The sequence below is a fragment of the Cellulosimicrobium sp. GQ32 genome (assembly GCF_059758455.1).
The window spans coordinates 149,418-175,200 of sequence record NZ_JCAXEP010000008.1 but is presented as its reverse complement, the minus strand read 5'-3'; the positions used below and the strand labels follow the sequence as shown (position 1 = coordinate 175,200).

Annotated in this window: 14 protein-coding genes and 1 pseudogene; 11 read left to right on the top strand and 4 right to left on the bottom strand. The window is 69.9% G+C overall.

Features of this window, described 5'->3' with window-relative positions:
- Positions 1 to 5 precede the first annotated feature (5 nt).
- The 4 genes from AC6CH9_RS14465 to AC6CH9_RS14450 are packed head-to-tail and all read left to right on the top strand — an operon-like array spanning position 6 to position 12,272.
- Positions 6 to 2,687, top strand: coding sequence for a LamG-like jellyroll fold domain-containing protein (locus tag AC6CH9_RS14465; protein ID WP_498155506.1), 2,682 nt, complete (start codon positions 6 to 8; stop codon positions 2,685 to 2,687).
- Complete coding sequence (locus tag AC6CH9_RS14460) at positions 2,684 to 5,647, top strand: LamG domain-containing protein (RefSeq protein ID WP_498155505.1); 2,964 nt, start codon at positions 2,684 to 2,686, stop codon at positions 5,645 to 5,647. The genes AC6CH9_RS14465 and AC6CH9_RS14460 overlap by 4 nt, the downstream gene beginning before the upstream one ends.
- A complete protein-coding gene (locus tag AC6CH9_RS14455; RefSeq protein WP_498155504.1) occupies positions 5,644 to 11,964 on the top strand; it encodes an RHS repeat-associated core domain-containing protein in 6,321 nt (2,106 codons plus the stop codon). Before AC6CH9_RS14460 ends, AC6CH9_RS14455 begins: the two co-directional genes overlap by 4 nt.
- Positions 11,961 to 12,272 (top strand): contact-dependent growth inhibition system immunity protein, encoded by a 312-nt coding sequence (locus AC6CH9_RS14450; RefSeq protein WP_498155503.1) that lies wholly within the window; start codon positions 11,961 to 11,963, stop codon positions 12,270 to 12,272. The genes AC6CH9_RS14455 and AC6CH9_RS14450 overlap by 4 nt, the downstream gene beginning before the upstream one ends.
- A 165-nt stretch (positions 12,273 to 12,437) precedes the next feature.
- Here AC6CH9_RS14450 and AC6CH9_RS14445 read toward each other — a convergent pair.
- Both AC6CH9_RS14445 and AC6CH9_RS14440 read right to left on the bottom strand, forming a co-directional pair.
- Positions 12,438 to 12,871 (bottom strand): annotated as a pseudogene (locus AC6CH9_RS14445) (transposase); the annotation flags it as partial.
- Positions 12,872 to 12,945: 74 nt separating this feature from the next.
- Positions 12,946 to 13,593 (bottom strand): TetR/AcrR family transcriptional regulator, encoded by a 648-nt coding sequence (locus tag AC6CH9_RS14440; RefSeq protein WP_498155502.1) that lies wholly within the window; start codon positions 13,591 to 13,593, stop codon positions 12,946 to 12,948.
- Between the two features lie 219 nt (positions 13,594 to 13,812).
- Here AC6CH9_RS14440 and AC6CH9_RS14435 point away from each other — a divergent pair, with 219 nt between their 5' ends.
- The 6 genes from AC6CH9_RS14435 (at position 13,813) to AC6CH9_RS14410 (ending at position 21,172) form a co-directional block, all read left to right on the top strand.
- On the top strand, positions 13,813 to 15,381 hold the full coding sequence (locus AC6CH9_RS14435) for an MFS transporter (RefSeq protein ID WP_498155501.1): 1,569 nt from the start codon (positions 13,813 to 13,815) through the stop codon (positions 15,379 to 15,381).
- 97 nt (positions 15,382 to 15,478) lie between these two features.
- Positions 15,479 to 17,335, top strand: a complete 1,857-nt coding sequence (locus tag AC6CH9_RS14430) for a metallophosphoesterase family protein (protein ID WP_498155500.1) — start codon at positions 15,479 to 15,481, stop codon at positions 17,333 to 17,335.
- A 54-nt stretch (positions 17,336 to 17,389) separates the two neighbouring features.
- Positions 17,390 to 18,094 (top strand): YceI family protein, encoded by a 705-nt coding sequence (locus AC6CH9_RS14425; protein ID WP_498155499.1) that lies wholly within the window; start codon positions 17,390 to 17,392, stop codon positions 18,092 to 18,094.
- Between the two features lie 35 nt (positions 18,095 to 18,129).
- Positions 18,130 to 18,864, top strand: coding sequence for a metal-dependent transcriptional regulator (locus AC6CH9_RS14420; RefSeq protein WP_426308998.1), 735 nt, complete (start codon positions 18,130 to 18,132; stop codon positions 18,862 to 18,864).
- Positions 18,865 to 18,987: 123 nt separating this feature from the next.
- Positions 18,988 to 20,283, top strand: a complete 1,296-nt coding sequence (locus AC6CH9_RS14415; RefSeq protein ID WP_498155498.1) for an MFS transporter — start codon at positions 18,988 to 18,990, stop codon at positions 20,281 to 20,283.
- Between the two features lie 232 nt (positions 20,284 to 20,515).
- A complete protein-coding gene (locus AC6CH9_RS14410; RefSeq protein WP_498155497.1) occupies positions 20,516 to 21,172 on the top strand; it encodes a vitamin K epoxide reductase family protein in 657 nt (218 codons plus the stop codon).
- 57 nt (positions 21,173 to 21,229) lie between these two features.
- Here AC6CH9_RS14410 and AC6CH9_RS14405 read toward each other — a convergent pair whose 3' ends face one another.
- The gene (locus AC6CH9_RS14405; RefSeq protein WP_498155496.1) at positions 21,230 to 21,673 is read right to left on the bottom strand and encodes a YbjQ family protein; all 444 of its coding nucleotides are present in this window, start codon (positions 21,671 to 21,673) and stop codon (positions 21,230 to 21,232) included.
- A 68-nt stretch (positions 21,674 to 21,741) separates the two neighbouring features.
- Here AC6CH9_RS14405 and leuS point away from each other — a divergent pair, with 68 nt between their 5' ends.
- Positions 21,742 to 24,741: a leucine--tRNA ligase gene (gene leuS / locus AC6CH9_RS14400; protein WP_498155495.1), complete on the top strand. Its 3,000-nt coding sequence runs from the start codon at positions 21,742 to 21,744 to the stop codon at positions 24,739 to 24,741.
- Between the two features lie 84 nt (positions 24,742 to 24,825).
- Here leuS and AC6CH9_RS14395 read toward each other — a convergent pair whose 3' ends face one another.
- Positions 24,826 to 25,707 (bottom strand): putative endonuclease domain-containing protein, encoded by an 882-nt coding sequence (locus tag AC6CH9_RS14395; protein ID WP_498155494.1) that lies wholly within the window; start codon positions 25,705 to 25,707, stop codon positions 24,826 to 24,828.
- Positions 25,708 to 25,783: the final 76 nt, after the last annotated feature.

Here is a 25,783-nt window from a genome sequence, read left to right as displayed (position 1 = left end):
AGACGGTGTACGCGACGCCAGAGGGCGCCACTCGGCTCGACATTTCCTCGACGGCCGTGCGTACTGCGGTGAACGGTTCATGGGAGCCGGTCGACACGTCGGTCGTCCCCGCCGACGGCGAGCTGCGGGTGGCGGCGCCGACGTTCGAGATGGCGTTCTCGAACGGCTCAGGCGACGAGCCGTTGGCGCGGATCGTCAAGGATGGCCACGAGCTGACGTTCGATGTTCCGTTCGCGCTGACCGTTCCCGTCGTGGACGGGTCGCAGGTGACGTATCCGCAGGTGCTCGACGGTGTGGACCTGGTGGTTTCCGTTCACGAGGACGGGACCGGATTCTCTGAGGTGCTGCGGGTCGAGTCGGCGGAAGCAGCGGCGAATCCCGCGCTGGCCGAGCTGTCGTTCCCGGTGACGACGAGTGACGAGCTCACGATCTCGCAGGCCGGGGGTGGTTTCGAGGCTTCTGACAGCACGGGGGAGCGGGTGTTCTCCTCGCCGACACCGCTGATGTGGGACTCGTCGACGCCCACCGTGGACGGGCCATCGACGGGGGTCGCGCGTCGTTCGAGCGGATCCGTGCGGTTCGCCGAGGAGTCGGCGGCGGGTGCGCCGGCCGCGTCTGATCGTGCTCGAGGGCCGCTGGGCGGGGACGAAGTTCTCGAGATGCCGGCGCGAGTCGGCGATGGAGCCGTGACCGTGGTTCCGGACGCGCGGATCATCGATGATCCTGAGACGCAGTGGCCGGTGTTCATCGACCCGAGCGTCAGCGGTGGGCTGCATGAGCGGACGCTGATTCGCTCGGGGAATCCGAGCGTCGTGGCCGGGTACAACTGGTCGGGGAATGCAGGGTTGGGGTTGTGCGACCCGGGCACGGACTCCGCGTGCTCGAAGTGGAACGACGTGCACCGCCTCATCTTCGAGTACAACGGCCTGACGACCATCGGTTCGATGACGGGGTCTGACGTGATCTCGGCGACGTTCTCGGCGTATGGCGCGCACTCGTATGGGTGCACGCCCACGGGTGTGGAGGCGCACTGGGTAACCGGGATCACGTCAGCGACGACCTGGAACAACTACGGCAACAACTTCTCCAGCCTGCTCCAAGCACAATCGGTCGCGCACAAGCCGGCGTGCTCGAACGAGCGGTGGATCGAGTTCGATGTGACGCGACTGCTCAGGGGGACCGCGGACGGGGACTACTCGACGGCGGCGATCGGTCTGCGGGCCTCGAACGAGGGTTCGATGGCCGGGAGCTGGAAGCGGTACCGGGGTGACGCAACGTTGTCGGTGACGTATAACCGAGCCCCCGCGACGCCGACGGGCTTGGTGACGACCAACCCGGACACGCTGTGCAAGGCGGGGGCCGATCACCCGTTCATCCGCTCTGCGACCCCGACTCTGCAGGCGAAGGTCTCGGATCCGGACGCTGGACAGACCGTGCGAGCGAACTTCGAGATTCGCAAGTACGCGGACAATGCCCTGGTGTGGTCGACCAGCACCGGCTACGCCGTGTCCGGGACCACGCTCAGCGCAGCCGTGCCGTCGGGCAAGCTCGTCAACGGGACGAGGTACCGGTGGTGGGCTTCCTTCACAGACAACGAGGGGCGTTCCGGTCCGGCGAACGCGACCGGCTGTGAGTTCACGGTGGATGTGACGCGTCCGGACAAGGTGCCAGGTGTTGCTGCGGTGGCTGGTTTGGCGGGGGTGTATCCGGAGAATGCGGTGTCTGGTGGGGTGGGTAAGGGTGGGCAGTTCCAGTTGTCCAACGGTGGTGTGTCGGACGTGGTGTCGTACAAGTACTCGTTCAACTCCGACGCCCTGAACCAGTCGGTGACAGTCGCGGCAGGCGCGAAGGTGACGTTCACACCGACGACGCCGGGTTCGCAGCGGCTCTATGTGCAGTCGGTGGATCGTGCGGGGAATACCTCGGATGTGCGGTTGTACCGGTTCAGTGTCGAGTTCCCTGAGCTGGATGGGTTCTGGCGTCTGGACGAGGGGGCCGGGTTGACCGGGGCGAGCTCGGCCGGTTCGGCCGGGTCGTTGGCGGTCTCGTCGTCGGTGCAGTGGGTGGACGGGCCGTTGGCGGAGTTCGGGTACGACCTGTCAGACCGTGCGTTGCGGTTCGACTCTGCGACTGACACGGCGCAGAGCTCTGGTCCTGTCCTGGACACCAGTGGTAGTTACACGGTGTCGGCGTTCGTGAAGCTGGAGAACACGAACAGCATCTGGGGCGCGGTATCGCAGAACAGCCAGATCGTGTCCGGGTTCAAGCTCGGGCACCGCACCGACGCGGGGTGCCCAACCGGGACGGGATCATGCTGGGCGTTCTGGGCACCACCGGTGGACACGCCGGGAACGGTGATCAAGTCGATGAGCGCGGTCCCGGTGAAGACGGGTGAGTGGGTGCACCTGACCGGTGTGCGTGACGCGACCGTCGGCACGTTGACCCTGTGGGTGTGTGAGTGGGGTACTCCGGACAACCCCGGACTCGCCGAGCCCGTGCGCGCGGCACAAGTCCCGTTCGCCGCGACGAACTGGTCTGCCGGCGGGCCCCTGCAGGTGGGGCGCGCTCAGACGAACGGGTCACCAAACGACCACTGGCCCGGCACGGTCGATGACGTGCGGGTCTACAACGGTGTGGCCTTGGGTGAGAACGAGATCTTCGACCTGTGCCAGAAGCAGGCCGCATGAACGCCAGGACAACATTCAGCACGTCTTCTCGACACATAACGAAGGGCACCTCGATGGTGAGCAGTGGTTCTCGTCCCGTCCGGCTCGCCATCAGCGGCGCGGTCGCAGCGTCCCTGGTCGTGACTCTGCTGGGGGCCGCACCAGCGGTAGGAAGCGACGAGATCTCAGAGCCCGCCGCGTCCGTCTGTGGTGATGAGGCTGCTTCCGCTGACGCGGCGGTGGCCCTGGCGTCGAACTGCGGCCAGGACGTCGAGATCGTCTCGGAGCGCTCGCCTTGGGACACGGTCTATGCGACTCCCGAGGGGACGACGCGAGTAGAGACGTCGGCGACCGCGGTGCGCACCGACGTGAACGGGATCTGGGAGCCCGTCGACGCGCAGGTGGTCGAGGGCGATGGCGGATTGAAGGTCGCGGCGCCTGCGCTGGAGATGGAGTTCTCCGACGGGACAGGCGAGAGCCCGTTGGCGCGCATTGTGCGAGATGGTCACGAGCTGACCTTCGACGTGCCGTTTGACCTGACTTCGCCCGTGGTGGACGGGTCCCAGATCACCTACCCCCAGGTTCTCGAAGGGGTTGACCTTGTCGTGACGGTCGACGAGGACGGCACGGGTTTCTCCGAGGTGCTGCGAGTCGAGTCGCCCGAGGCGGCAGAGAACCCGGCGCTTGGGGAGTTGTCGTTCCCGGTGACGGCGACGGACGGTCTGGAGATCTCCGAGGCGGAGGGCAGTTTCCAGGCAGTCGATGAAGCAGGCGAACCGGTGTTCACTTCCCCGACTCCGCTGATGTGGGATTCCGCGGCGCCGGCTGCCGACGGCGCATCGAAAATGCCCGCGGCTCGGACCATGGGCACAGCTGCTCTCGCAGACACGGAAGCGGTGCATGGTGACCTTCGCGCTGAAGACCGTGCGGCTGCGCCGCTGAGCGGCGATCGCGTCGCCGAGATGCCCGTGGACCTGGGCGCAGACGCGGTCACGATCGTGCCCGACGCAGACATGCTCACCAGCCCGCAGACGCAGTGGCCGGTCTACATCGACCCGAGCATCAGCGGCAGCCGCAACCACTGGACGGTGATCCGGTCTGGTGTGCCGGGAACGGTAGCTGGCTACAAGTTCTCTGGAGACCAGGGAATGGGCCTATGTGATCCCGGGGCGACGTCGGCATGTACGCGCTCCAACGACGTCTACCGGTTGGCGTGGCACTTCTACGGGTTGGATGTGCTCGGCACGATGGGACCCCTGGACATCGCCTCCGCAGAGTTCCGTGTCTACGGGCAGCACTCGTGGGACTGCACGGCACGTGGTGTGCAGGCGTACGCGACGGGACCGGTGACCGCGTCGACGACATGGAACAGCCATGTCTCCAGCTGGGGACGCCTGCTGACCACGCAGAGCCTGGCGCACAAGGAAGGGTGCTCGAACCAGCGCTGGGTCGAGTTCAACGTGATCGAGGGCGCGAAGCTCCAGGCGAGTTCGGGTTGGCAGACCCTTGCTATCGGTCTGAAGGCGTCGGACGAGTCGTCGATGGCGGCGGGGTGGAAGCGGTATCGCAACGACGCGACGCTGTCGGTGACGTACAACCGCGCCCCGAACGCACCATTGGGCATGAGCACGCTGGACCCTCAGTCCTCGTGTGTGACGGGGGCCGATCGGCCGTACCTTCGCTCGACGACTCCGGAACTGCGAGTGACGGTGTCAGATCCCGACGGGGGGACGCTGCGCGGCAACTTCCAGGTGCGACGCCTGGGCGACAACGCCGACACGTTCTACGCCAACTCGAGCTTCATGACCTCGGGCAGCACCCACGCGATGCGGGTCCCCGCCGGGAAGCTCGCCGACAACACGACCTACGTCTGGTGGGCGTCGGCGACCGACCCCGAGGGACGCCACGGCACCGCTGGTCGATGTGAGTTCACGGTGGATGTGACGCGTCCGGACAAGGTGCCAGGTGTTGCTGCGGTGGCTGGTTTGGCGGGGGTGTATCCGGAGAATGCGGTGTCTGGTGGGGTGGGTAAGGGTGGGCAGTTCCAGTTGTCCAACGGTGGTGTGTCGGACGTGGTGTCGTACAAGTACTCGTTCAACTCCGACGCCCTGAACCAGTCGGTGACAGTCGCGGCAGGCGCGAAGGTGACGTTCACACCGACGACGCCGGGTTCGCAGCGGCTCTATGTGCAGTCGGTGGATCGTGCGGGGAATACCTCGGATGTGCGGTTGTACCGGTTCAGTGTCGAGTTCCCTGAGCTGGATGGGTTCTGGCGTCTGGACGAGGGGGCCGGGTTGACCGGGGCGAGCTCGGCCGGTTCGGCCGGGTCGTTGGCGGTCTCGTCGTCGGTGCAGTGGGTGGACGGGCCGTTGGCGGAGTTCGGGTACGACCTGTCAGACCGTGCGTTGCGGTTCGACTCTGCGACTGACACGGCGCAGAGCTCTGGTCCTGTCCTGGACACCAGTGGTAGTTACACGGTGTCGGCGTTCGTGAAGCTGGAGAACACGAACAGCATCTGGGGCGCGGTATCGCAGAACAGCCAGATCGTGTCCGGGTTCAAGCTCGGGCACCGCACCGACGCGGGGTGCCCAACCGGGACGGGATCATGCTGGGCGTTCTGGGCACCACCGGTGGACACGCCGGGAACGGTGATCAAGTCGATGAGCGCGGTCCCGGTGAAGACGGGTGAGTGGGTGCACCTGACCGGTGTGCGTGACGCGACCGTCGGCACGTTGACCCTGTGGGTGTGTGAGTGGGGTACTCCGGACAACCCCGGACTCGCCGAGCCCGTGCGCGCGGCACAAGTCCCGTTCGCCGCGACGAACTGGTCTGCCGGCGGGCCCCTGCAGGTGGGGCGCGCTCAGACGAACGGGTCACCAAACGACCACTGGCCCGGCACGGTCGATGACGTGCGGGTCTACAACGGTGTGGCCTTGGGTGAGAACGAGATCTTCGACCTGTGCCAGAAGCAGGCCGCATGAACGCCAGGACAACATTCAGCACGTCTTCTCGACACATAACGAAGGGCACCTCGATGGTGAGCAGTGGTTCTCGTCCCGTCCGGCTCGCCATCAGCGGCGCGGTCGCAGCGTCCCTGGTCGTGACTCTGCTGGGGGCCGCACCAGCGGCGGGAAGTGACGAGATCACGGCGTCGGAACGTGCTTCGTGGTCTGAGGAGGAGCGTGCCGCGCACGGGCAGTCGCTCTGGCCGGACCGAGAGAGCGAAGACCTGGTCGAGTCGGTGCCTGCACGGCCGACTGAGCGGCTTACGACGCCGGATGCGCCGGCTTCGTCTGCTTCTGCGGAGCCAGCTGTGGAGTGGCCGGCGGCAGCGGAGGCTGTTCTCGACCCCGCTGCCGACGGAGCTCAGCCCGAGGGTTCGTTGCCGGTGACGGTGGCTGCGGTTCCCGGTGCGGACGACCAGCGGCTGGACGGCGAGGAGCCCGAGTACGAGGTGCAGGTCGGTGAGGCCGAAGCCGCCAGTACGGTCGGTGTGGACGGTGTGCTGTTGAGCGTGGAGCCGGAGGGAGGCGCCAGTCAGGGCACTGCCCCGGTCGAGGTCCAGGTGGACTATTCGGGTTTCGCGGATGTGCGTGGTGGGGACTGGGCGTCGCGCTTGAGGCTGGTCGCGCTGCCGGACTGTGATGTTGCTGATCCCGAGGCGGGTTGCGCGCAAGAGGTCGTGCCGCTGGAGTCGACGAACGATGTCAGTGCGTCGAGGGTAAGTGCGGTGGTGCCCGCGGAACAGATGGGCACGCTCGCGGTGACGTCGGCGGCGTCTGGTTCGACGGGGGACTGGTCGGCGACGTCGCTGGCGGCGTCGGCGTCGTGGCAGGTGTCGGAGCAGACGGGTGACTTCGCCTGGTCCTACCCGATGCGGGTGCCGCCGGCGGCGGGCGGGCTCGAGCCTGAGGTTGGGCTGAACTACTCCTCGGGGTCGATCGACGGTCGTGTCGCGTCGACAAACAACCAGACGTCCTGGGTCGGAGATGGGTGGGACCTGACGTCGGGGTATGTGGAGCGCAAGTATGTGGCGTGCGCGGACGACCGGGAGGGGTCGGCGAACAACGCGACGCGGGAGACGGGTGATCTGTGCTGGAAGTCGGACAACGCGACACTGGTGTTCAACGGGTCCGCGACCGAGCTCGTCAAGGACGCGACAACCGGGGTGTGGAAGCCAAAGTCGGACGACGGGACAAAGGTCGAGAAGCTGACCGGGGCGTGGAACACGGGTCAGTCCGGTGAGCACTGGAAGGTCACCACGACCGACGGGACCCAGTACTTCTTCGGCCGAGACAAGCGGTCGGCCACCGACACGCTCGCGCTGAACTCCGCCTGGACGGTGCCGGTGTTCGGCAACCACCCGGGGGAGCCGTGCTACAACGCGGCGTTCGCGTCCGCGTCGTGCAACCAGGTGTGGCGGTGGAATCTGGACTATGTCGTGGACCCGTCGGGGAACTCGTTGACGTACGTGTACGCGAAGGAGACGAACAGCTACGGGCGCAACCTGGGCACCGCGGTGTCCTCGTACGTGCGGGGTGGGTACCTGGCGCGGATCGACTATGGGCAGCGTGCCGGTGAGGAGAGCGCGAGCTCGCCCGCGCGTGTGGAGTTCACGGTTGCGGAGCGGTGCCTGCCGTCTGGTGCGGTGACGTGTGATCCGGCGCAGCTGACGTCGGCGAATGCGTCGAAGTGGCCGGACGTGCCGTTCGACCTGATCTGTTCCTCGACGACGTCGTGCCCGAACCAGTTCTCCCCGGCGTTCTTCACCCGCAAGCGCCTGACCACGGTCACGACCAAGGTCCTGAGCGGCTCCGCGTACCGCAACGTCGACTCCTGGACGCTGGGGCAGCAGTTCCCGGACCCGGGTGATGGGCAGGACCCGGTGCTGTGGCTGGCCTCCATCGAGCACAAGGGCCTGGCGGCCTCGAGCGCGATCACGCTGCCGAAGACGACGTTCATCGGGGCGCAGATGGCTAACCGTGTGGACACGTTGGGTGACCTGGGGCCGGCGATGAACCGGTACCGGGTGATCGGGATCAACACCGAGTCTGGCGGCAGCACCAGCATCAACTACACGCCGGTCGACTGCACCACGACGAACCTGCCTGCCGCGCCCGAGTCGAACACGCGGCGCTGCTTCCCGGTGTACTGGGACCCCGAAGGATCGATCGGGCTGACCCAGGAGTACTTCCACAAGTACCTGGTGTCCTCCATCGTGGACGCAGGGCGCGACAGCCAGTCCGAGCCTGTGGTCACGAGCTATTCCTATGTCGGTGGTGCGGCGTGGCATTACGACGACAACGAGCTCGTCCAGCCCAAGTACCGTACGTGGGGGCAGTTCCGCGGGTACGCCACCGTGGACGTCGTGACCGGCGCCAGTGGGAACCCGGACTACCCCCAGCTCAAGACGCGGTACCGGTTCTTCCGCGGCATGCACGGCGACCGCGCCGCACCCGCGGGCGGGACGAAGACCGTTGCGGTGGACGGGATCACCGACCACGACCACTTCAACGGGTTCGCCCGCGAAGAGATCACGTACAACGGCGCCGCCGAAGTATCCGGCACCCTCACGACTCCCTGGGCGTCGGACCCGACCGCGACCGGAGCGAACGCGATCACGGCCCGGCACACCGGGGTCGGGACGAGCGAAACCCGCACCACCGCGCCGGCACTGCCCGGCGGCAAGCGCACCACCCGCACCGTCACGACCTACGGCGACTACGGAATGCCAGTCCAGGTCGAGGACCAGGGCGACATCGCGACCGCGGCCGACGACCGGTGCACCCGCATCGAGTACGCCCGCAACACCACCAAGCACATCCTGAGCACGGTCTCGCGCACCGAGACCGTCGCCAAAGCCTGCGCGAGCACCCCGGCACGTCCCACTGACGTGATCAGTGACGCACGCATTGCCTATGACGGTCTTGCGGTCGGCGCAGCGCCCACGCGAGGGCTGGTGACCCAGTCCCAGGAACTCAAGGCGTACTCCGGGACCACGGCGCAGTACGCCACCACGGCCACGAACACCTACGACGCGCTCGGACGCGTGACCAAGGTGACCGACGCCCTCGGGCGTCCCACGACGACCGCCTACACGCCCACGGGCGCAGGCCCCGTAACCAAGACCGTGCTGACCGGGCCGGACCCCGACGGCACTGGGCCGTTGACCGCGCACGTCACCACCACGGACCTCGACCCGGCGTGGGGGACACCGACCAAGACGACGGACCCGAACGGGAAGGTCACCTCGGGCGCGTACGACGCTCTCGGGCGCCTTGTCGGGGTGTGGAAGCCGGGGCGGGTGCAGGGCACGGACACCGCACACACCACGTTTGCGTACACGATCAGCGCGACCGGGCAGAACGCCGTCACCACGAAGAGCCTCATCCATGACGGCACCTACTCCACGTCCGTGGCCTTGTATGACGGGCTGCTGCGACCGACCCAGACCCAATCCCCGACCGGGGACCGCAACACCGCGGGCCGTGTCGTGACCGATCAGGTTTACGACTCGCGCGGCCTGCTGACCCGGACTAACAGCCCCTGGTACACCACCGGAGACCCCGCCACCGCGCCCGTCATCCCCACCACGGCGCTGCCCGGGCGCACCCTGACGTCCTACGACGGGGCAGGGCGGGCGGTCGCGGAGATCTTCCAGGTCACCGAGCAAGAGCGTTGGCGCACCACCACCACCTACGGCGGCGACCGCGTCAGCGTCGACCCGCCCACCGGCGGCACCCCGACCACCACCATCACCGACGCCCGCGGGCAGACCACCCAGCTCCTGCAGTACACCGGGCCCGCGCCCACCGGTACCCACCAGGCCACGACCTACACCTGGGACAAGGCCGGGCGCCTGGCATCCATGACCGACCCCGCCGGGAACCAGTGGACCTACACCTACGACCTGCGCGGCCGCCAGACCGGCGCCTCCGACCCGGACAAGGGCGCGAGCACCTCGACCTACGACGACGCCGGGCAGCTCCTGACCTCGACCGACGCACGCGGGGTCACGCTCGCCAACGTGTACGACCTCCTCGGGCGCAAGACCCAGCTCCGCGAAGGTTCCGCCACCGGGACCGTGCGCGCCTCGTGGGCCTACGACACTCTCGCCAAGGGGCAGCTCACGTCTTCCACCCGCAACGACGGTGCTAGCGCCTACGTCACCGCGATCACCGGGTACGACGAGGGCTACCGTCCACTGGGCACGAAGGTCACGCTCCCCGCCGCTACGGGTGCCCTGGCCGGTAGCTACACGACGAGCTACACCTACACCCTGGACGGACAACCGCGATCGGTCACCTACCCCGCTGCCGGTGGGATGGGCGCCGAGACCGTCACCACGTTCTACGACGCCCGCTCCATCGCCCAGCGCATGGGTGGCGGACCTGGGTGGGGTTCCTACGTCTCGGGCACCCAGTACTCCGTTTACGGCGAACCCCTCGTCACCGACCTGGGCTCCGGGTACTCCCAGATGCTCAACCACTCCTACGAGCACGGCACCCGCCGCCCCGACAAGACCTGGCTGCAACGCGAGGGCCAGACCTCCTACGACCTCGACGTGCAGTACACCTACGACGATGCTGGGAACATCACCTCCATCGCCGACACCCCCGGCACCCGTGCGGCGGACGTCCAGTGCTTCACCTACGACGGGCTGCGCCGCCTCACCGAAGCCTGGACACCCAGCACCACTGACTGCGCCACCACCGGACGCACCACCGGCAACCTCGGGGGCGCCGCCGCGTACTGGACCAGCTACACCTTCGACACCGTCGGCAACCGCACCACCACCACGGCCCACGCCACCGCCGGCAACACCATCGATACCTACACCTATCCCGCCGCGGGCACAACGCGCCCCCACGCCGTCAGCAAGGTCGTTTCCACCGGCGCCAGCACCGGCACTGACACGTACACCTACGACGCCGCAGGGAACACCACCACCCGCAACGTCGCCGGTAAGCCTGCACAGACCCTGACCTGGGACGCCGAGGGCAAGCTCGACACCCTCACCGAAGCGGGCACCGTCAAGGGCGACTACATCTACACCGCCGACGGCGACCGACTCCTGCGCAAGGAAGGCAACACCACCACCGCCTATCTGCCAAGGTTCGAGCTCACCACCACCGGGACTACCACCATCGCGACCCGGTACTACACCTTCGCCGGCAGGACCATCGCCACCCGCACCACGACTGGCGCCTCCGGCGTCAACACCCTCGTCGCAGACCACCACGGCACCGCCGAGATCGCGATCAACAACGGCACCAACCAAGCCACCCGCCGCTACCACGACCCCTACGGCAACCCCCGCGGCACCGCCACCCCCTGGATCGATGACAAGGGCTTCCTCGGCAAACCCACCGACACCACCGGACTCACCCACATCGGCGCCCGATACTACGACCCCCAGATCGGCCGATTCATCACCGTCGACCCGATCATGGACCTCACCGAACCACAACAATGGCACGCCTACGCCTACGCCAACAACACCCCCGTCACCATGTCCGACCCCACCGGACTCCTCGGCATGCGCCCCGACGGCATGGCCTCAAAGCCGGGGCCCGTCAAGCGGCCACCCTTTTGGCAACCGGTTTCACCGTTTGCGTCAAAGAGGACGAACGCGTTCGGGTTTCGCCCTGCGCCAGCATTCCGGCCTCAAGGTAGCCGCCCGATGCCGAACCAGCGCTACGTCCCCAGCCGGTTCGAAAGCGCAGCAAGTAATGCGTTCTTGGAGTTTAGCGGCATCAATGATGGACGGAACTGTGGCGCTGGCTCGGCGATTGCGTGCGTCACATTCGGCGCTGGCTTGGTGCCCATCTCAAAGTTCAAAAAATTCGAGCACGTTGGCAGCATTTTCGGCCGCAGCCCACTGAGCGCCCTTCCAGGGGGCAGTTTGCGGGCAAATGAAGTCGGCACATCGCACACCTTGTTGAAGCACGTTGATGTCGACGACGGCTACCTCGTCAGGAGGGCGAATGGCCAACTGCCAGGGCAGAAGGGGCCCCAGCGTGCGTCAAGGTTCTTCAACGAGGCCGATGCGGAAATAATGATTGGTCGTAGCATCGATGCTAGTGCATCGCAAATTGACGATTGGCTCGCGAGTGCCTCCAAGAAGCCACACACGATCTATACTAAGTTCGACACGCCCACAGGCTGGTCCGTGCCGCCCGGCGGCTCCGCGCCAGAGGCCGTCCATGGCGTAACGACCGTTCTGACGCGAGACCCCAACTTTGAGAGCGGCTATCGGATTCTGACTGCATTTCCAGACATCACTTCGTATTCGTGAGGGGAGGCCTAGTGGCACAGAGTCGGCGCTCAGCCGCTTTAGAGTTTTTCGGGGCTTATTTTCATCAGGATTGGAGAGATCTCTATCCGACTGCCGACGACGCAGTGCGCGAGTATTGTGCGGATGCCACTGCTGAGGAGAAGATCCAGGCCTGCAATGAGATTCGCGCCGTACTTGCGCAGAGGCCATCGAGCGAAGCCTTGGCTGCTACAATGCATTTGTCGTGGGGGGCTGACGTGTATGAGAGCGATGTCGACATGCCTATCTCAGGGTGGCTGGAGCATGTCTGCGATCTACTGACCGGGTAGGTGATCTGATTCACCTGACTTATCGGGTTGTTCACGGTTGCCATCTCAAGAGGAAGGGATCGAGGTTTGTGGCGATGCGGATTGACCCTGGGGCCTCGGCAAGTCGGCCGCGGAACCGCGGGCGAGGGTATTCCAGCTCTTCAGATGGTTCAGTGCCGCCTTTCACCGGATGACCCATCGTGCCCGACCGCGGCCTGTCGGGTCCAGGGATCGGGTCACGAGGTAGAGGAACTACAGGGCGGCGTCGTTGGGATGTGCCTAGGGCCCGCACCGCGCAACGGGAGCTGGCGATCAGGCTTTCGATCGCGTTCTTGGTGCAGATGATCTTGCGGATCTAGACGTCGTAGCCGAGAAAGGGATGAACTCTCCCCGGCGGACCGCCACAGCTTGACGGCGGCCGGGTACTTGGTGGCCCACCTCTCGGCGAAGTCGCCCATCTGGGACCTCGTCTGATTGGCGTTGACCGCGGTGTAGATCGGCTTGACGTCCCGGGCCATCTGCTCCCCGTGCCGCCGGGCGGCATGGTGGAGAGTGTTACGAATGTGGTGGATCACGCAGGTCTGCACCTGCGCGAGCCCCCAGACCGTGGCTTTCGCGTCAGATCGAGCGTATGACCGCGTGGCGCGGGTGTGTACTGTGCTTGCGCGCGTGGGTGCCGGCTGGTGTCGAGCGCTCAGTTGTCGAGAGGTCCCCGTGCTCCTCCCGGTCGCCGCAGTGCGACCAGCTCGCCGATGAGCCGGAGGAGGTCGTCGACGTCGTCGCCGGGTCGCGGTCCGCGGAAGGCGAGGTCCTCACCCGCGGCGTCCGCGGCGTCGTCGGCCTCCGAGGCGCCGCCGGTGACGCGCCCGAGCACGTCGCTGCTCAGCGCGGCGTGCGCGTAGAGCCCGTCGCTGAGCAGGACGATCGCGTGCGCGACGACGGGGTCGCCGACCTCGTCGAGGACGGCGCGGGTCCAGGCGTCGTGCGCGCCGTCGAGCGCGGCGCGGGCGCGCGGGTACGACCCCTGCGCGAGCCGGGACACGGCGAGGTAGACGAGCTCGAACTCGGTGTCGACGAGCGTCGAGGTGCGGATGAGGTAGTCGACGGCGCCCGCGGGTGCGGCGCGCATCGCCTCGACGTCGGCGGCCGTGAGCTCGCGCAGGTGCTCGGTGAGGCCGTCGGCGAGCGCGTCCTTGGACCCGAAGTGGTAGAGCAGCCCGCCCTTGGAGACGCCGGCACGCTCAGCGACGGCATCGAGCGTGGCGGCGCGCTCGCCCTGCTCGACGAGCAGTGACGCGAACGCGCGCAGGACCTTGGCGCGGGCGGCGGGGGGCGGCGGCATGGTTCCGAGGGTAGTGGGAGGGCGTGGTGCGCCGGCCGTCGGACCGGGGGCGGCGTCGCAGGCGACGGCCGACAGGGGAGAGGCGGCGGTGCGCAGCGTCACACCGTGCTCGGGATGACGGTGAGGCTCGAGATCGTTACTGTACCGTCTGGACGGTTTGGAAGGTCGACGCCACCGCGTCGCCCCGACCGTCCGCAGAACGTGGAAGGACCTCTCGCCGTGACGACCCCCGTGACGACGACCTCGACGGCCGGCCGGACCGCGCCCGCCCAGCACGCGCCCACGACACGCGGACCCGCGCGCGGCGCCGCCGGCCGCTGGTTCGCGCTCGCCGTGCTCATGCTCCCGGTGCTGCTCGTGTCGATCGACAACACCGTGCTGAGCTTCGCGCTGCCCCAGATCTCCGAGTCGCTGCGACCCAGCGGGACGCAGCTGCTGTGGATCATCGACATCTACCCGCTCGTGCTCGCCGGCCTGCTCGTGCCGATGGGCTCGTTCGCCGACCGCGTCGGCCGCCGCCGGCTGCTCCTCGTCGGCGCCGTGGGGTTCGCGGCCGTGTCGGTCGTCGCCGCCTACGCGCCCACGGCCGGGGCGCTCGTCGCCTCGCGTGCGGCGCTCGGCTTCTTCGGCGCGATGCTCATGCCGTCGACGCTCTCGATCCTGCGCAACGTCTTCGTCGACCGCGAGGAGCGCCGTCTGGCCATCGCGATCTGGGCGGCGGGGTTCGCCGCCGGGTCGGCGCTGGGCCCGATCGTCGGCGGGTTCCTGCTCGAGCACTTCTGGTGGGGCTCGGTCTTCCTCCTCGCGGTCCCGGTGCTCGTGCTGCTGCTCGCGCTCGCGCCGTTCTTCGTGCCCGAGTCGCGCGACCCCGCGCCGGGCCGCATCGACGTGCTCTCGATCGTGCTCGTCATGGCCACCATGACCCCCGTCGTGTACGGGATCAAGATGCTCGCGAAGTCCGGGGTGAGCACCGTTGCGCTCGGGAGCGTCGTGGTCGGTCTCGTCGCCGGGGTGCTGTTCGTGCGCCGCCAGCTCCGCCGGCCCGACCCGATGATCGACGTGCGCCTGTTCACCCACGGGGCCTTCAGCGGCGCGGTGCTCGTCAACCTGCTGTCCGTGTTCTCGCTCGTCGGGTTCCTGTTCTTCGTGTCCCAGGACGTGCAGCTCGTGCTCGGGCTCACGCCGATGCAGGCGGGCGTCGCGCTCCTGCCCGGCCTGATCGTCATGATCGTGGCAGGCCTCGGCGTCGTGCGGGTCGTGCGCCGCGTGCGCCCGGCGCACGTCGTCGCCGTCGCGCTGCTCTTCTCCGCGACGGGGTACGCGATCGTCGCCGCGGGCGCGGGGGAGAGCACCCTCCTGCTGCTGGTCGTGGCGTTCGTCGTCCTGTCGCTCGGCGTCGGCGCGGCCGAGACCGTGTCGAACGACCTCATCGTGTCGTCCGTCCCCGCCGCGAAGGCGGGCGCGGCGTCCGCGATCTCCGAGACCGCGTACGAGGTGGGGGCCGTGCTCGGCACCGCCGTCCTCGGGAGCATCCTCACGGCGTCGTACTACGCGAACGTCGTCGTCCCGGCGGGCGTCCCTGCGGCCGACGCCGTCGCCGCGGCCGAGACGCTCGGGGGCGCGACCCAGGTCGCCTCGACCCTGCCCGCCGGGCAGGCGCAGGCGCTGCTGGACTCCGCGCACGCCGCGTTCGGCAGCGGCGTGGGCACGACGTCGCTCATCGGCGTGGTGCTCATGCTCGTCGCCGCGGGCGTGGCGCTCGTCACGCTGCGGAACGCGAAGTCCTGACGACGCGCCGTCCCACGCGCCCCGCCGCACCCTCGCGGCGGGGCGCGCGGCGCTCGCGGTTGGCGGCGAGAGCCGCGATCCGGGAGGCTGGGCGGTGATGAGCCGTCCGCACCGCACCCCGCCCCGCTGGGTCCGCTGGACCCTCGCCGTCCTGCTCGCTCTCGTGCCGTGCGTCGTGTGGGGGGTCACGACCGCGACCGCCGAGCGCAGCCTCGGCCCCCACGAGGCGCTCTACGAGGTCACGACGAACGGCCTCGTCACCGTCGACCTCGGCCCGCTCGGGACGATCCAGATCGACTCCCCGCTGCCGCTCGGCCTCGGAGCCGACGTCACGGTGGAAGAGATCCCCGCCGACCTCACGGCCGTCGGACAGGCGGACACACTGGAGGGTCTGTCGCAGGACCTCGAGGACTACCTGCGCTTCTTCGGCGGCCCGCAGGAGACGATCGGCTCGGTCGCGCGGGCCCTCGTCGTCGACGCGCTGCGCCGGACCGGGTTCGCCATCCTCGTCGTCGGGGCCGTCGGCGCAGGGCTCTACCTCCTGCTCGGCCCGCCGCGCCGGCGTGAGCTCACCGAGCGCGTCGCGCCGCGCACCTACGAGATCACGGCGGGGGTCGTCCTCGTCTCCCTCGTCGGCGTCTCGCTCGTCGCGAGCGACCCCGGCACGACGACCGGCCCGTCCCAGCGCGCGTCCGCCGTCTTCGACGGGACCCCGCTCGAGGGTGCGCGCATCACCGGCCGGCTCGCGGGCGTCGTCGACACCTACGGCGCGATGCTCATCGACCTCTACCGCGAGAACGAGGACTTCTACGCGCGCGCGGACGCCAATCTCGTCGCCGCGTGGGACCGGCGCGAGCGCATCCAGCGCCTCACCGCGCCGCTGCCCGCGGCGAGGGCGACGTCCGACGACGAGCCCTCGCCCGACGAGGCGACGTCGCCCGACGCGACCACCACGACGGGGGACGAGGCCGGTGCGACCGACGCCCCGCCGTCGGGCACCGGCGACGAGGACGCGGGCGGGGACGTCTCCGGCGCCGAGGGGTCGGCCGACGCCGAGGCGACGGAGGAGCCCGCCCCGGAGCCCGCGGCCGAGGAGGACCTCGTCACGCTCCTGGTCGTGAGCGACCTGCACTGCAACACGGGCATGACGCCGCTCATCCGGACCGCGGCCGAGCGCTCCGGGGCGTCGATCGTGCTCAACGCCGGGGACACGACGATGAACGGCACGGCGGTCGAGTCGTTCTGCGTCGACTCGTTCGCGTCCGCGGTGCCGAAGGGCGCGACCATGGTCGTCTCGGACGGCAACCACGACAGCGTCGAGACCTCGGCGCAGGAGCGGGCCAACGGCCAGACCGTGCTGGACGGGAAGGTCGTCGAGGTCGAGGGGATCCGCATCCTCGGCGACCGCGACCCGCTCGAGACGCGCCTCGGCCTGGGTAGCCAGCCCCCGCGGGAGGAGACCCCCGAGGAGTACGCGGCCCGGCTCACCGAGGTCGCGTGCGCCGAGCAGGAGGACGGCGACGGGATCGACCTCCTCCTCATCCACACGCCGCGCATGGGGAACGAGGCGCTCGACTCCGGCTGCGTGCCGAACCAGATCTCCGGCCACATGCACACCCGGTCCGGCCCGGAGCGGATGGGCGGCGGCGTCCGGTACGTGAGCGGCAGCACCGCAGGGGCGGTCAAGGACCAGCTCCGCATCGGCCCGCTCAAGGGCACGGCCGAGATGACGGTGCTGCGCTTCGACCCCGAGCGGCGCCGCATCGTCGACTGGCAGCTCGTGCAGATCGGGACCGACGAGTCCGCGAAGGTCTGGCCGCGCATCGCCTGGCCCACGCCGTCGGGCGTGCCGGTGGTCGAGGAGCCGGCCGGTGACGGCAGCGAGGAGGGCGTCGAGGGCGGGGAGGCCCCGGCCGACGAGCCCACCGACGACGTGCCCGCCACCGAGGGCTGAGCCGGCGCGCGTCGGTCCTGGCCGCACGCGGTCGGACGCGGCAGGATGTGCCGTATGAGCAGGTCCACGCGCTGGATCGTCGTGTCGGTGGTCCTCGCGCTCGTCGTGGTGCTCCTCGCGCCGTTCGTCTACTCGGAGGTGCGCGAGGGTCGCACGCCACCGCCGCTGGGCCTGCAGTCGCCGGGGGAGTCGACGGCGTCGGCGGCGCCCGCCGTGCCCGGTCCGTTCGACGTCGACGGCGAGTGGGTCGTCGGCCCCGGGTCCGAGGCGGGCTTCCGCGCCGACGTCCTCGACGTGCCGGCCGACGAGGCCGTGCTCCTGGGCGTCACCCCGGGCGTCAGCGGGACGTTCCGCGTGCGGTCGGGGTCGTTGGAGACCGCGACCGTGACGGTCGAGACGACGACGCTCCGGACCGGGTCCTCCGTGGCGGACCGCCAGCTCCAGCAGGCGCTCGAGACCGATCTCTACCCGACCACGCTCTTCTCGCTCACCTCGCCGCTCGACGTGAGCGAGCTCTCGTCCACGACGGCGCCGGTGCGCCTCGAGGCATCGGGTGCGCTGACGATCCGCGACGAGACCGAGGCTGTGACGGTGGCGCTCGAGGCGCAGCGGTCCGGTGACGGCGTCCTCGCGACCGGCGCGATCGGCGTGCGCTTCTCCGACTTCGGCATCGCGGTGCCGCCCGTCGCGCCGGTCCAGGTGCGCGACGAGGGCACGGTCGAGGTGCGGCTTCAGCTCGTCCGACCCGCGACACCCTGAGGACCGCGGACGAGCCCGTGACCTAGGGTGGTCGGGTGGACCACCCGACCGACCTGACGCCCGTCGCCCAGGACTACCTCAAGGTCGTCTGGGCCGCCCAGGAGTGGTCGGACGAGAGGGTGACGACCAAGCTCCTCGCCGAGCGCATCGGCGTCGGCGCCTCCACGGTCTCGGAGACCGTGCGCCGCCTCAGCGCCCAGGGTCTCCTCGAGCACGCGCCCTACGGGGCGATCACGCTCACCGAGCGCGGGCGCAGCCTCGCGCTCGCCATGGTGCGACGCCACCGGCTCCTCGAGACCTACCTCGTGTCCGAGCTCGGCTACGGCTGGGACGAGGTCCACGACGAGGCCGAGGTGCTCGAGCACGCCGTCTCCGACCTGCTCATGGAGCGGATCGACGCCCGCCTCGGGCATCCGACGCGCGACCCGCACGGCGACCCGATCCCGGGGGCGGACGGGAGCGTCGTGCGTCCGCCCGCGGTGCCGCTCGCGGACCTCGTCGTGGGGGACCGGGGGACCGTGGCGCGGATCTCCGACGCCGACCCGGACGTCCTGCGCTACCTCGCGGAGATCGGCGTCGGCCTGGACACCGGCGTCGAGGTGCGCGAGCGCCGCGAGTACGCCGGCATCCTCTCCGTCGTCTGGTCGCCGCCCGCCGCTGCCGGGCCGGGCTCCGGCCCCGACGCCGCGCGCCCGACGCCGCCCGCGCAGCTCGGCCTGCGCGCCGCGGACCACGTGTGGGTCGTGCGCGCGGAGCCTGTCTCCGCCTAGACTGACGGTCTGCCCCAGTTCTCGTCGCCGACGTCGCCGACACCCCTCGAATCGATTCGATCGTGACCCGGTCCGAGGTCTCCACCGCCGCCCTGCCCACGACGCCCGACGCCCGAGGACACCATGACCGACAGCACCGCCACGCCCGCGCCTGCCGCGGACGCACCCCCCACGGGTACGCCCCCCGCGAGCGCCGGGCGCCTGCGCGGGGCCGGACCCGCGCTGCTCGCGCTCGCCATGGGCGGCTTCACGATCGGTACGACCGAGTTCGCGACGATGGGCCTGCTGTCCGACATCGCGACCGACCTGGACGTGTCGATCCCCACCGCGGGTCACGCCATCACGGCCTACGCCGTCGGCGTCGTCGTCGGGGCCCCGCTGCTCACCGTCGTCGCGGCACGCCTGCCCCGCAAGACGCTGCTCGTCACCCTCATGGCGTTCTACACCCTCGGGAACCTGTTCTCCGCGACCGCCGGGAGCATCGAGACGCTCGTCGCCGGCCGGTTCCTCGCGGGGCTGCCGCACGGTGCGTTCTTCGGCGTCGGGGCCGCGGTCGGCGCCGCCGTCGCCGGCCCCGGGCGCCGCGGGCGCGCCGTCGCGACCATGATGGCCGGGCTGACCATCGCGAACGTCGTCGGCGTCCCGCTCTCGACCTTCGCCGGGCAGCAGCTCGGCTGGCGCGCCGCCTTCGTCGTGGTCGGCGCGCTCGGCCTCGTCACGCTCGCCGCCCTGTGGTGGCTCGTCCCGGCAGGTGCGGGGAACGAGGACTCGAGCGTGCGCCGCGAGCTCGGCGCGCTGCGCAACGGGCCCCTGTGGCTCGGGTTCGTCGGCGCCGCGGTCGGGTTCGGCGGCATGTTCGCCGTCTACTCCTACGTCGAGCCGACCATCACGCGCGTCACCGGCCTGTCGTCCGCCGCCGTGCCGCTCGTCCTGGCGATCTTCGGCGTCGGCATGACCGTCGGCACGGTCCTCGGCGGCCGGCTCGCCGACCGCTCCGTCATGCGCACCGTCTACCTGGGGTTCGTCTCCACGGGCGTGACGCTCGCGCTGTTCGCCCTCACCGGCCACCACCCCGTCCCCGCCGTGCTGTCGCTCTTCCTGCTCGGCGTCACCTCCCAGGTCCTCGGCCTCTCGCTCCAGACGCGCCTCATGGACCTGTCACCCGCCGCGCCCTCGCTCGGCGCGGCGCTGTGCCACTCCGCGCTCAACGTCGGCAACGCGAACGGTGCGTTCCTCGGCGGCCTCGTCATCGCCGCCGGCTGGGGCTACCTCGCCCCGGCCTGGACCGGCGTCGTCCTCACCGTCGCCGGCCTCGCGATCATCCTCCTCGTCGGCCGCCGCCCCGCCGGCGTCGTCGCCACCACCCTGCCCGACGACGCCCGCTCGCCAGCGATGGAGCCGGTCAGCCCGCCGAGGTAGAGCCCCGGTCCGCCGAGGTAGCGCCCTGGTCGTGGTGAGCACCGACCCGGGTGAGTCGACACCACCCACCCCGACCACCCAGGGTGACCACACGCCGGGAATGGCGACCACGCCTCTACCTCGGCGGGCTCCCAGCCGGGACCCAGCGACGCGCGGTAGGTTGTGCCCTGCGCGCACCGCCGTGCGCCCCGTCACGTCCGGCGCGAGCCGGTGACCCACGAGGAGCGTCCCCGTGAGCAAGAGCGCCACCGCCGGTGCGAGCGTGTCCGCCGACCACGACGACGAGCTGCTGCCGTCGTCCGGTCCCCGCCCGATCAGCACGCGCACGATGGGCTGGTTGCTCGTCGTGCTCGGCGCGATCGGTCTCGCCGGCTCGGCGGCGCTGGCGATCGAGAAGTTCCTCAAGCTCGCGGACCCGAACCACGTGCCGTCGTGCAGCCTCAACGCGCTCCTCGACTGCGGCGACGCGATGGACTCGTGGCAGGGCTCGCTCCTCGGGTTCCCGAACCCCCTGCTGGGCATCGCGGCGTTCCCGGTCGTCATCACGACGGGCGTCGTGCTGCTCGCGGGCGCGCGGCTCCCGCGCTGGTACTGGCTCGCGCTCCTCGGCGGGACGACCCTCGGCATGGGCCTGATCGTCTTTCTCATCTGGACGACGATGTACGAGATCTCGGCGATGTGCCCCTACTGCATGGTCGTGTGGTTCGCCATGCTCCCGCTGTTCTGGTACCAGGTGGTCCACGCGGTCCAGGAGGGGTACCTGCCCGCGGGTGACGGCGTGCGACGCACGCTCGTGGGCAACCGGCACCTGTTCCTGGCGATCGGCTACGTCGCGCTCGTCGCGTGGATCCTGCTGGTCAAGGGCCCGATCATCATGACGCTGTTCTGACACGCGCTGGCGCGCCGCGGCCCCGCGAGGGTCCGGCGGCGCGCCCCGCGGAGTGCGTCAGGGCCAGGCCGGCTGGTCCGGCGCGGCGTCCTGCGGGTAGCCGTGACCGCCCGGCTGCTGGGGTGCGGGCGCGCCTTGCGCCTGGTGGGCGGACTGCGCCGTCGCGCCGGGCTGGCCCGCCGGGATCGGCGTGACCACGACCGCGGTGCCGTACGCGCACACCTCCGAGAACGACGCCGCGATCTCGCCCGTGTCGAAGCGCATGCCGACGACGGCGTTCCCGCCACGACGCTGCGCCTCCTGGACCATGCGGTGCATGACCTCCTGGCGGGACTCGTAGACGAGCTTGGTGTACTCGGTCACCTCGCCGCCGCCGATCGAGCGGAACGACGCGACGAAGTTCGCGCCGATGTTCGCGCTGCGCACGGTCATGCCCATCACCTCGCCGAGCACCGCGTCGATGCGGTAGCCGGGCACCTCGTTGGTCGTCACGATGATCACGGCGCACATCCTCGCACGGGGTGGACGGCCCGCCGTCGGGCCGCCCGCCGGCCGGTAAACTCGGCCGGGTGACCACGCCTGACACGACCTCGATCCCGCACGCCTCGGACGCCCCCGCCGCGGGCGGCCCCGCCCACCGCTACACGCCGGCGCTCGCGGAGCAGATCGAGCTCAAGTGGCAGGAGCTCTGGGAGCAGCGCGGCACGTTCTTCGCCGCGAACCCCACGGGGGAGCTCACGGACGGCGACGGCAACGGCCCCGAGGGCGCGAGCCCGTACTTCATCATGGACATGTTCCCGTACCCGTCGGGCGCGGGCCTGCACGTGGGGCACCCCCTCGGGTACATCGCGACGGACGTCGTCGGGCGCTTCCGGCGCATGCGCGGTGAGAACGTGCTGCACGCGCTCGGCTACGACGCGTTCGGCCTGCCCGCCGAGCAGTACGCCGTGCAGACGGGCCAGCACCCCCGCGTGACGACCGAGGCGAACATCGCGAACATGCGTCGTCAGCTGCGCCGCCTCGGCCTGGCGCACGACTCCCGCCGCACGTTCGCGACGATCGACCCCGACTACGTGCGCTGGACGCAGTGGATCTTCCTCCAGATCTTCGACTCCTGGTACGACGCCGACGCGCTGCGCCCCGACGGCGGTCGCGGCCGTGCGCGCCGCATCGCCGAGCTCGAGGCCGAGCTCGCTTCCGGTGCGCGGCCGGTGCCGGGCGGCGTCGACGGTGTCGAGGAGGGCGCGGACTGGGCGACGCTCACGCCGGAGCAGCGCCGCGCCGTCGTCGACTCCCAGCGCCTCGCGTACGTGGACGAGTCCCCGGTGAACTGGGCCCCCGGCCTGGGCACGGTGCTCGCCAACGAGGAGGTCACGGCCGACGGCCGCTCCGAGCGTGGCAACTTCCCGGTCTTCCAGCGCAGCCTGCGGCAGTGGAAGATGCGCATCACCGCCTACGCGGACCGCCTCGCCGACGACCTGGACCTCATCGACTGGCCCGAGAAGGTCACGGCGATGCAGCGCAACTGGATCGGTCGCAGCGAAGGCGCGCTCGTGCGGTTCGCCGTGCTCGGCACGCCCGACGGCGCGAACGACGCCGCGGCGGAGTCCGGCGGCGAGATCGAGGTCTTCACGACGCGCCCCGACACCCTGTTCGGTGCGACGTTCATGGTCGTCTCGCCCGAGCACCCGCTGCTCGACGAGGTCCCGGCGCACTGGCCGGACGGCACGTCGAGCGCGTGGACGGGCGGGCACCGCTCGCCGGTCGAGGCGGTCGCCGCCTACCGTCGCGAGGCCGCCGCGAAGACGGCGGTCGAGCGCCAGGCGGACGCCGGCAAGAAGACGGGCGTGTTCACCGGGCACCTCGCGGTGAACCCGGTGAACGGGCAGACGATCCCGGTCTTCACCGCCGACTACGTCCTCATGGGCTACGGCACCGGCGCGATCATGGCGGTCCCCGGCGGAGACGAGCGCGACTTCGCGTTCGCCGAGGCGTTCGGGCTGCCGGTCGTGCGCACGGTCGAGCCCGAGGGCGGGCTGCCGGAGGACTTCACGGGCCCGTACACGGGTGACGGGATCGCCGTCGGCTCGTCGAACGACGAGGTGTCGCTCGACGGGCTCGGCGTGGCGGAGGCCAAGCGTCGTATCACCGAGTGGCTGGTCGGCAAGGGCCTCGGCGAGGGCACCACGACCTACCGCCTGCGCGACTGGCTGTTCAGCCGCCAGCGCTACTGGGGCGAGCCGTTCCCGATCGTGTGGGACGAGAACGACCAGCCCGTCGCGATCCCCGACGCGCTGCTGCCCGTCGACCTGCCCGACGTGCCCGACTATGCGCCGCGCACGTTCGACCCGGACGACGCCGACTCGTCGCCCGAGGCACCGCTCGGCCGCAACGACGAGTGGGTCAACGTCACGCTCGACCTCGGTGACGGGCCCAAGCAGTACCGCCGCGACACCAACACCATGCCCAACTGGGCCGGGTCGTGCTGGTACTACCTGCGCTACCTCGACCCTCGGTGGGACGGCGGCGCGGACGATGTCGTGGTCGACCAGGGCCTCGAGCGCTACTGGATGGGCCCGGAGCACAACCCGAGCGCGGGGCGCGCCGGGGGAGTGGACCTGTACGTCGGCGGCGTCGAGCACGCCGTCCTGCACCTGCTGTACGCGCGCTTCTGGCACAAGGTCCTCTACGACCTGGGCCACGTGACGAGCGTCGAGCCGTTCCACAAGCTCTTCAACCAGGGCTACGTCCAGGCGTACGCGTTCACCGACGCGCGCGGCCAGTACGTGCCGGCCGCCGAGGTCACGGAGGAGCCCGCGTCCGACGGCTCGGGCGAGGTCGTATACCGCTGGAACGGCGAGGTCGTGCAGCGCGAGTACGGCAAGATGGGCAAGTCGCTGAAGAACGTCGTGACGCCCGACGAGATGTACGCCGAGTACGGCGCCGACACGTTCCGCGTCTACGAGATGTCGATGGGTCCCCTCGACCTGTCGCGCCCGTGGGAGACGCGCGCCGTCGTCGGGTCGCAGCGGTTCCTCCAGCGGCTGTGGCGCAACGTCGTCTCCGAGGAGACGGGCGAGCTGACGGTCGTCGAGGAGCCCGCCGACGCCGCGACCCTGCGCGCCGTGCACCGCGCCATCGCCGACGTCCGCGTCGAGATGGAGCACATGCGCCCCAACACGGCGATCGCGAAGCTCATCACCCTCAACAACCACCTCACGTCGCTCGACCGGGTGCCGCGCGAGGCCGTCGAACCGCTCGTGCTCATGACCGCGCCCGTCGCGCCGCACATCGCCGAGGAGCTGTGGGAGCGCCTGGGCCACGAGCGCTCGCTCGCGCACGAGCCCTTCCCGACGGCGGACGAGCGCTACCTCGTCGAGGACACCGTGACGTGCGTCGTCCAGGTCAAGGGCAAGGTGCGCGCCCGCCTGGAGGTGCCGCCGTCGATCTCCGAGGAGGACCTCACCGCCGCCGCGCTCGCGGAGCCGAACGTCGTGCGCGCGATCGACGGCGCCGAGGTCCGCAAGGTCATCGTCCGCGCCCCGAAGCTGGTCAACATCGTCGTCTGACGCACGCCCCCCGTCCGTTGAGTGCTGGGTATTTGTCGTGATCCTGTCTTCAGGACGACAGAAACCCCGCACTCAACGGTCGAATCACCGTGCTCGACGGCGTTCCCTTGCCGCACGTACGCGGCGCACCAGGCGCTCGGGGTGCCGGATCACGTCGTCGGCCGTCGCCGTGACGATGATCCAGCCGGCGTCCTCGAGACGCTGCCGTCGTTCCACGTCCCGCCGCCACGTCGCCGGGTCGGTCCGATGGACGTCGCCGTCGTACTCGATCGCGATGCGCAGCTCCGGGTAGGAGAGGTCGGGCAGGGCGAGGAAGAGACCGGCCTCGTCGTGCGCCGGGACGTTCACCTGTGGGCACGGCAGCCCAGCCTGGACGAGCAGCAGTCTCGCCCGGGTCTCCATGCTCGAGTCCGTCCCCGGCCGGACGAGGTCGATCGCCTCTCGGCACCGCACGATGCCGCGCATCTTGTACGTGGCCTCCATGAGCTGCCGGAGCTCTCGCACGGTCGTCGCGGGGTTCTTCCGGCGTGTCATCGCGTCGGCGAGCACCACGACGGCATCCGGCGGAAGCGAGTGAGCGAGCTGGAGCCAGGTCTGGGAGGGGGACGTCACGCGCAGCCCACGGACCTCGATCACGTCGAGGCCCGCCTGCCCGCAGAAGTGCGAGACCACCGCGGCCCGCTGCGCACGACCGCCTCGGCGCGCGGAGACCACGTGGATGCGATCGTCGTCGGCGATCTCCCACGGCACCTCGACGCCGAGGAGCCGGAGCGCTGTCGTGCGAGCGAAGGCGGCACCGGGCTCGAGCATCTTGGAGACGGCGCGGCATCGCTCGTCGAGCGAGGGGACGGCGGCACCGATCACACGAACCCCCGACGTCGGCGCATGAGCGCGACGGCCGCGCAGGACGCCGGGCGTCATCCCGGCGGCGAGCGCTTCGGCCGTGGTGAGAATCGTCGCCGACATGTCCCGACCTTGGCGGTCGGATCCGCCGTGACGGTACCCCGCGATGCGAATCTGTGGACGACGCCCGTTGAGTGCT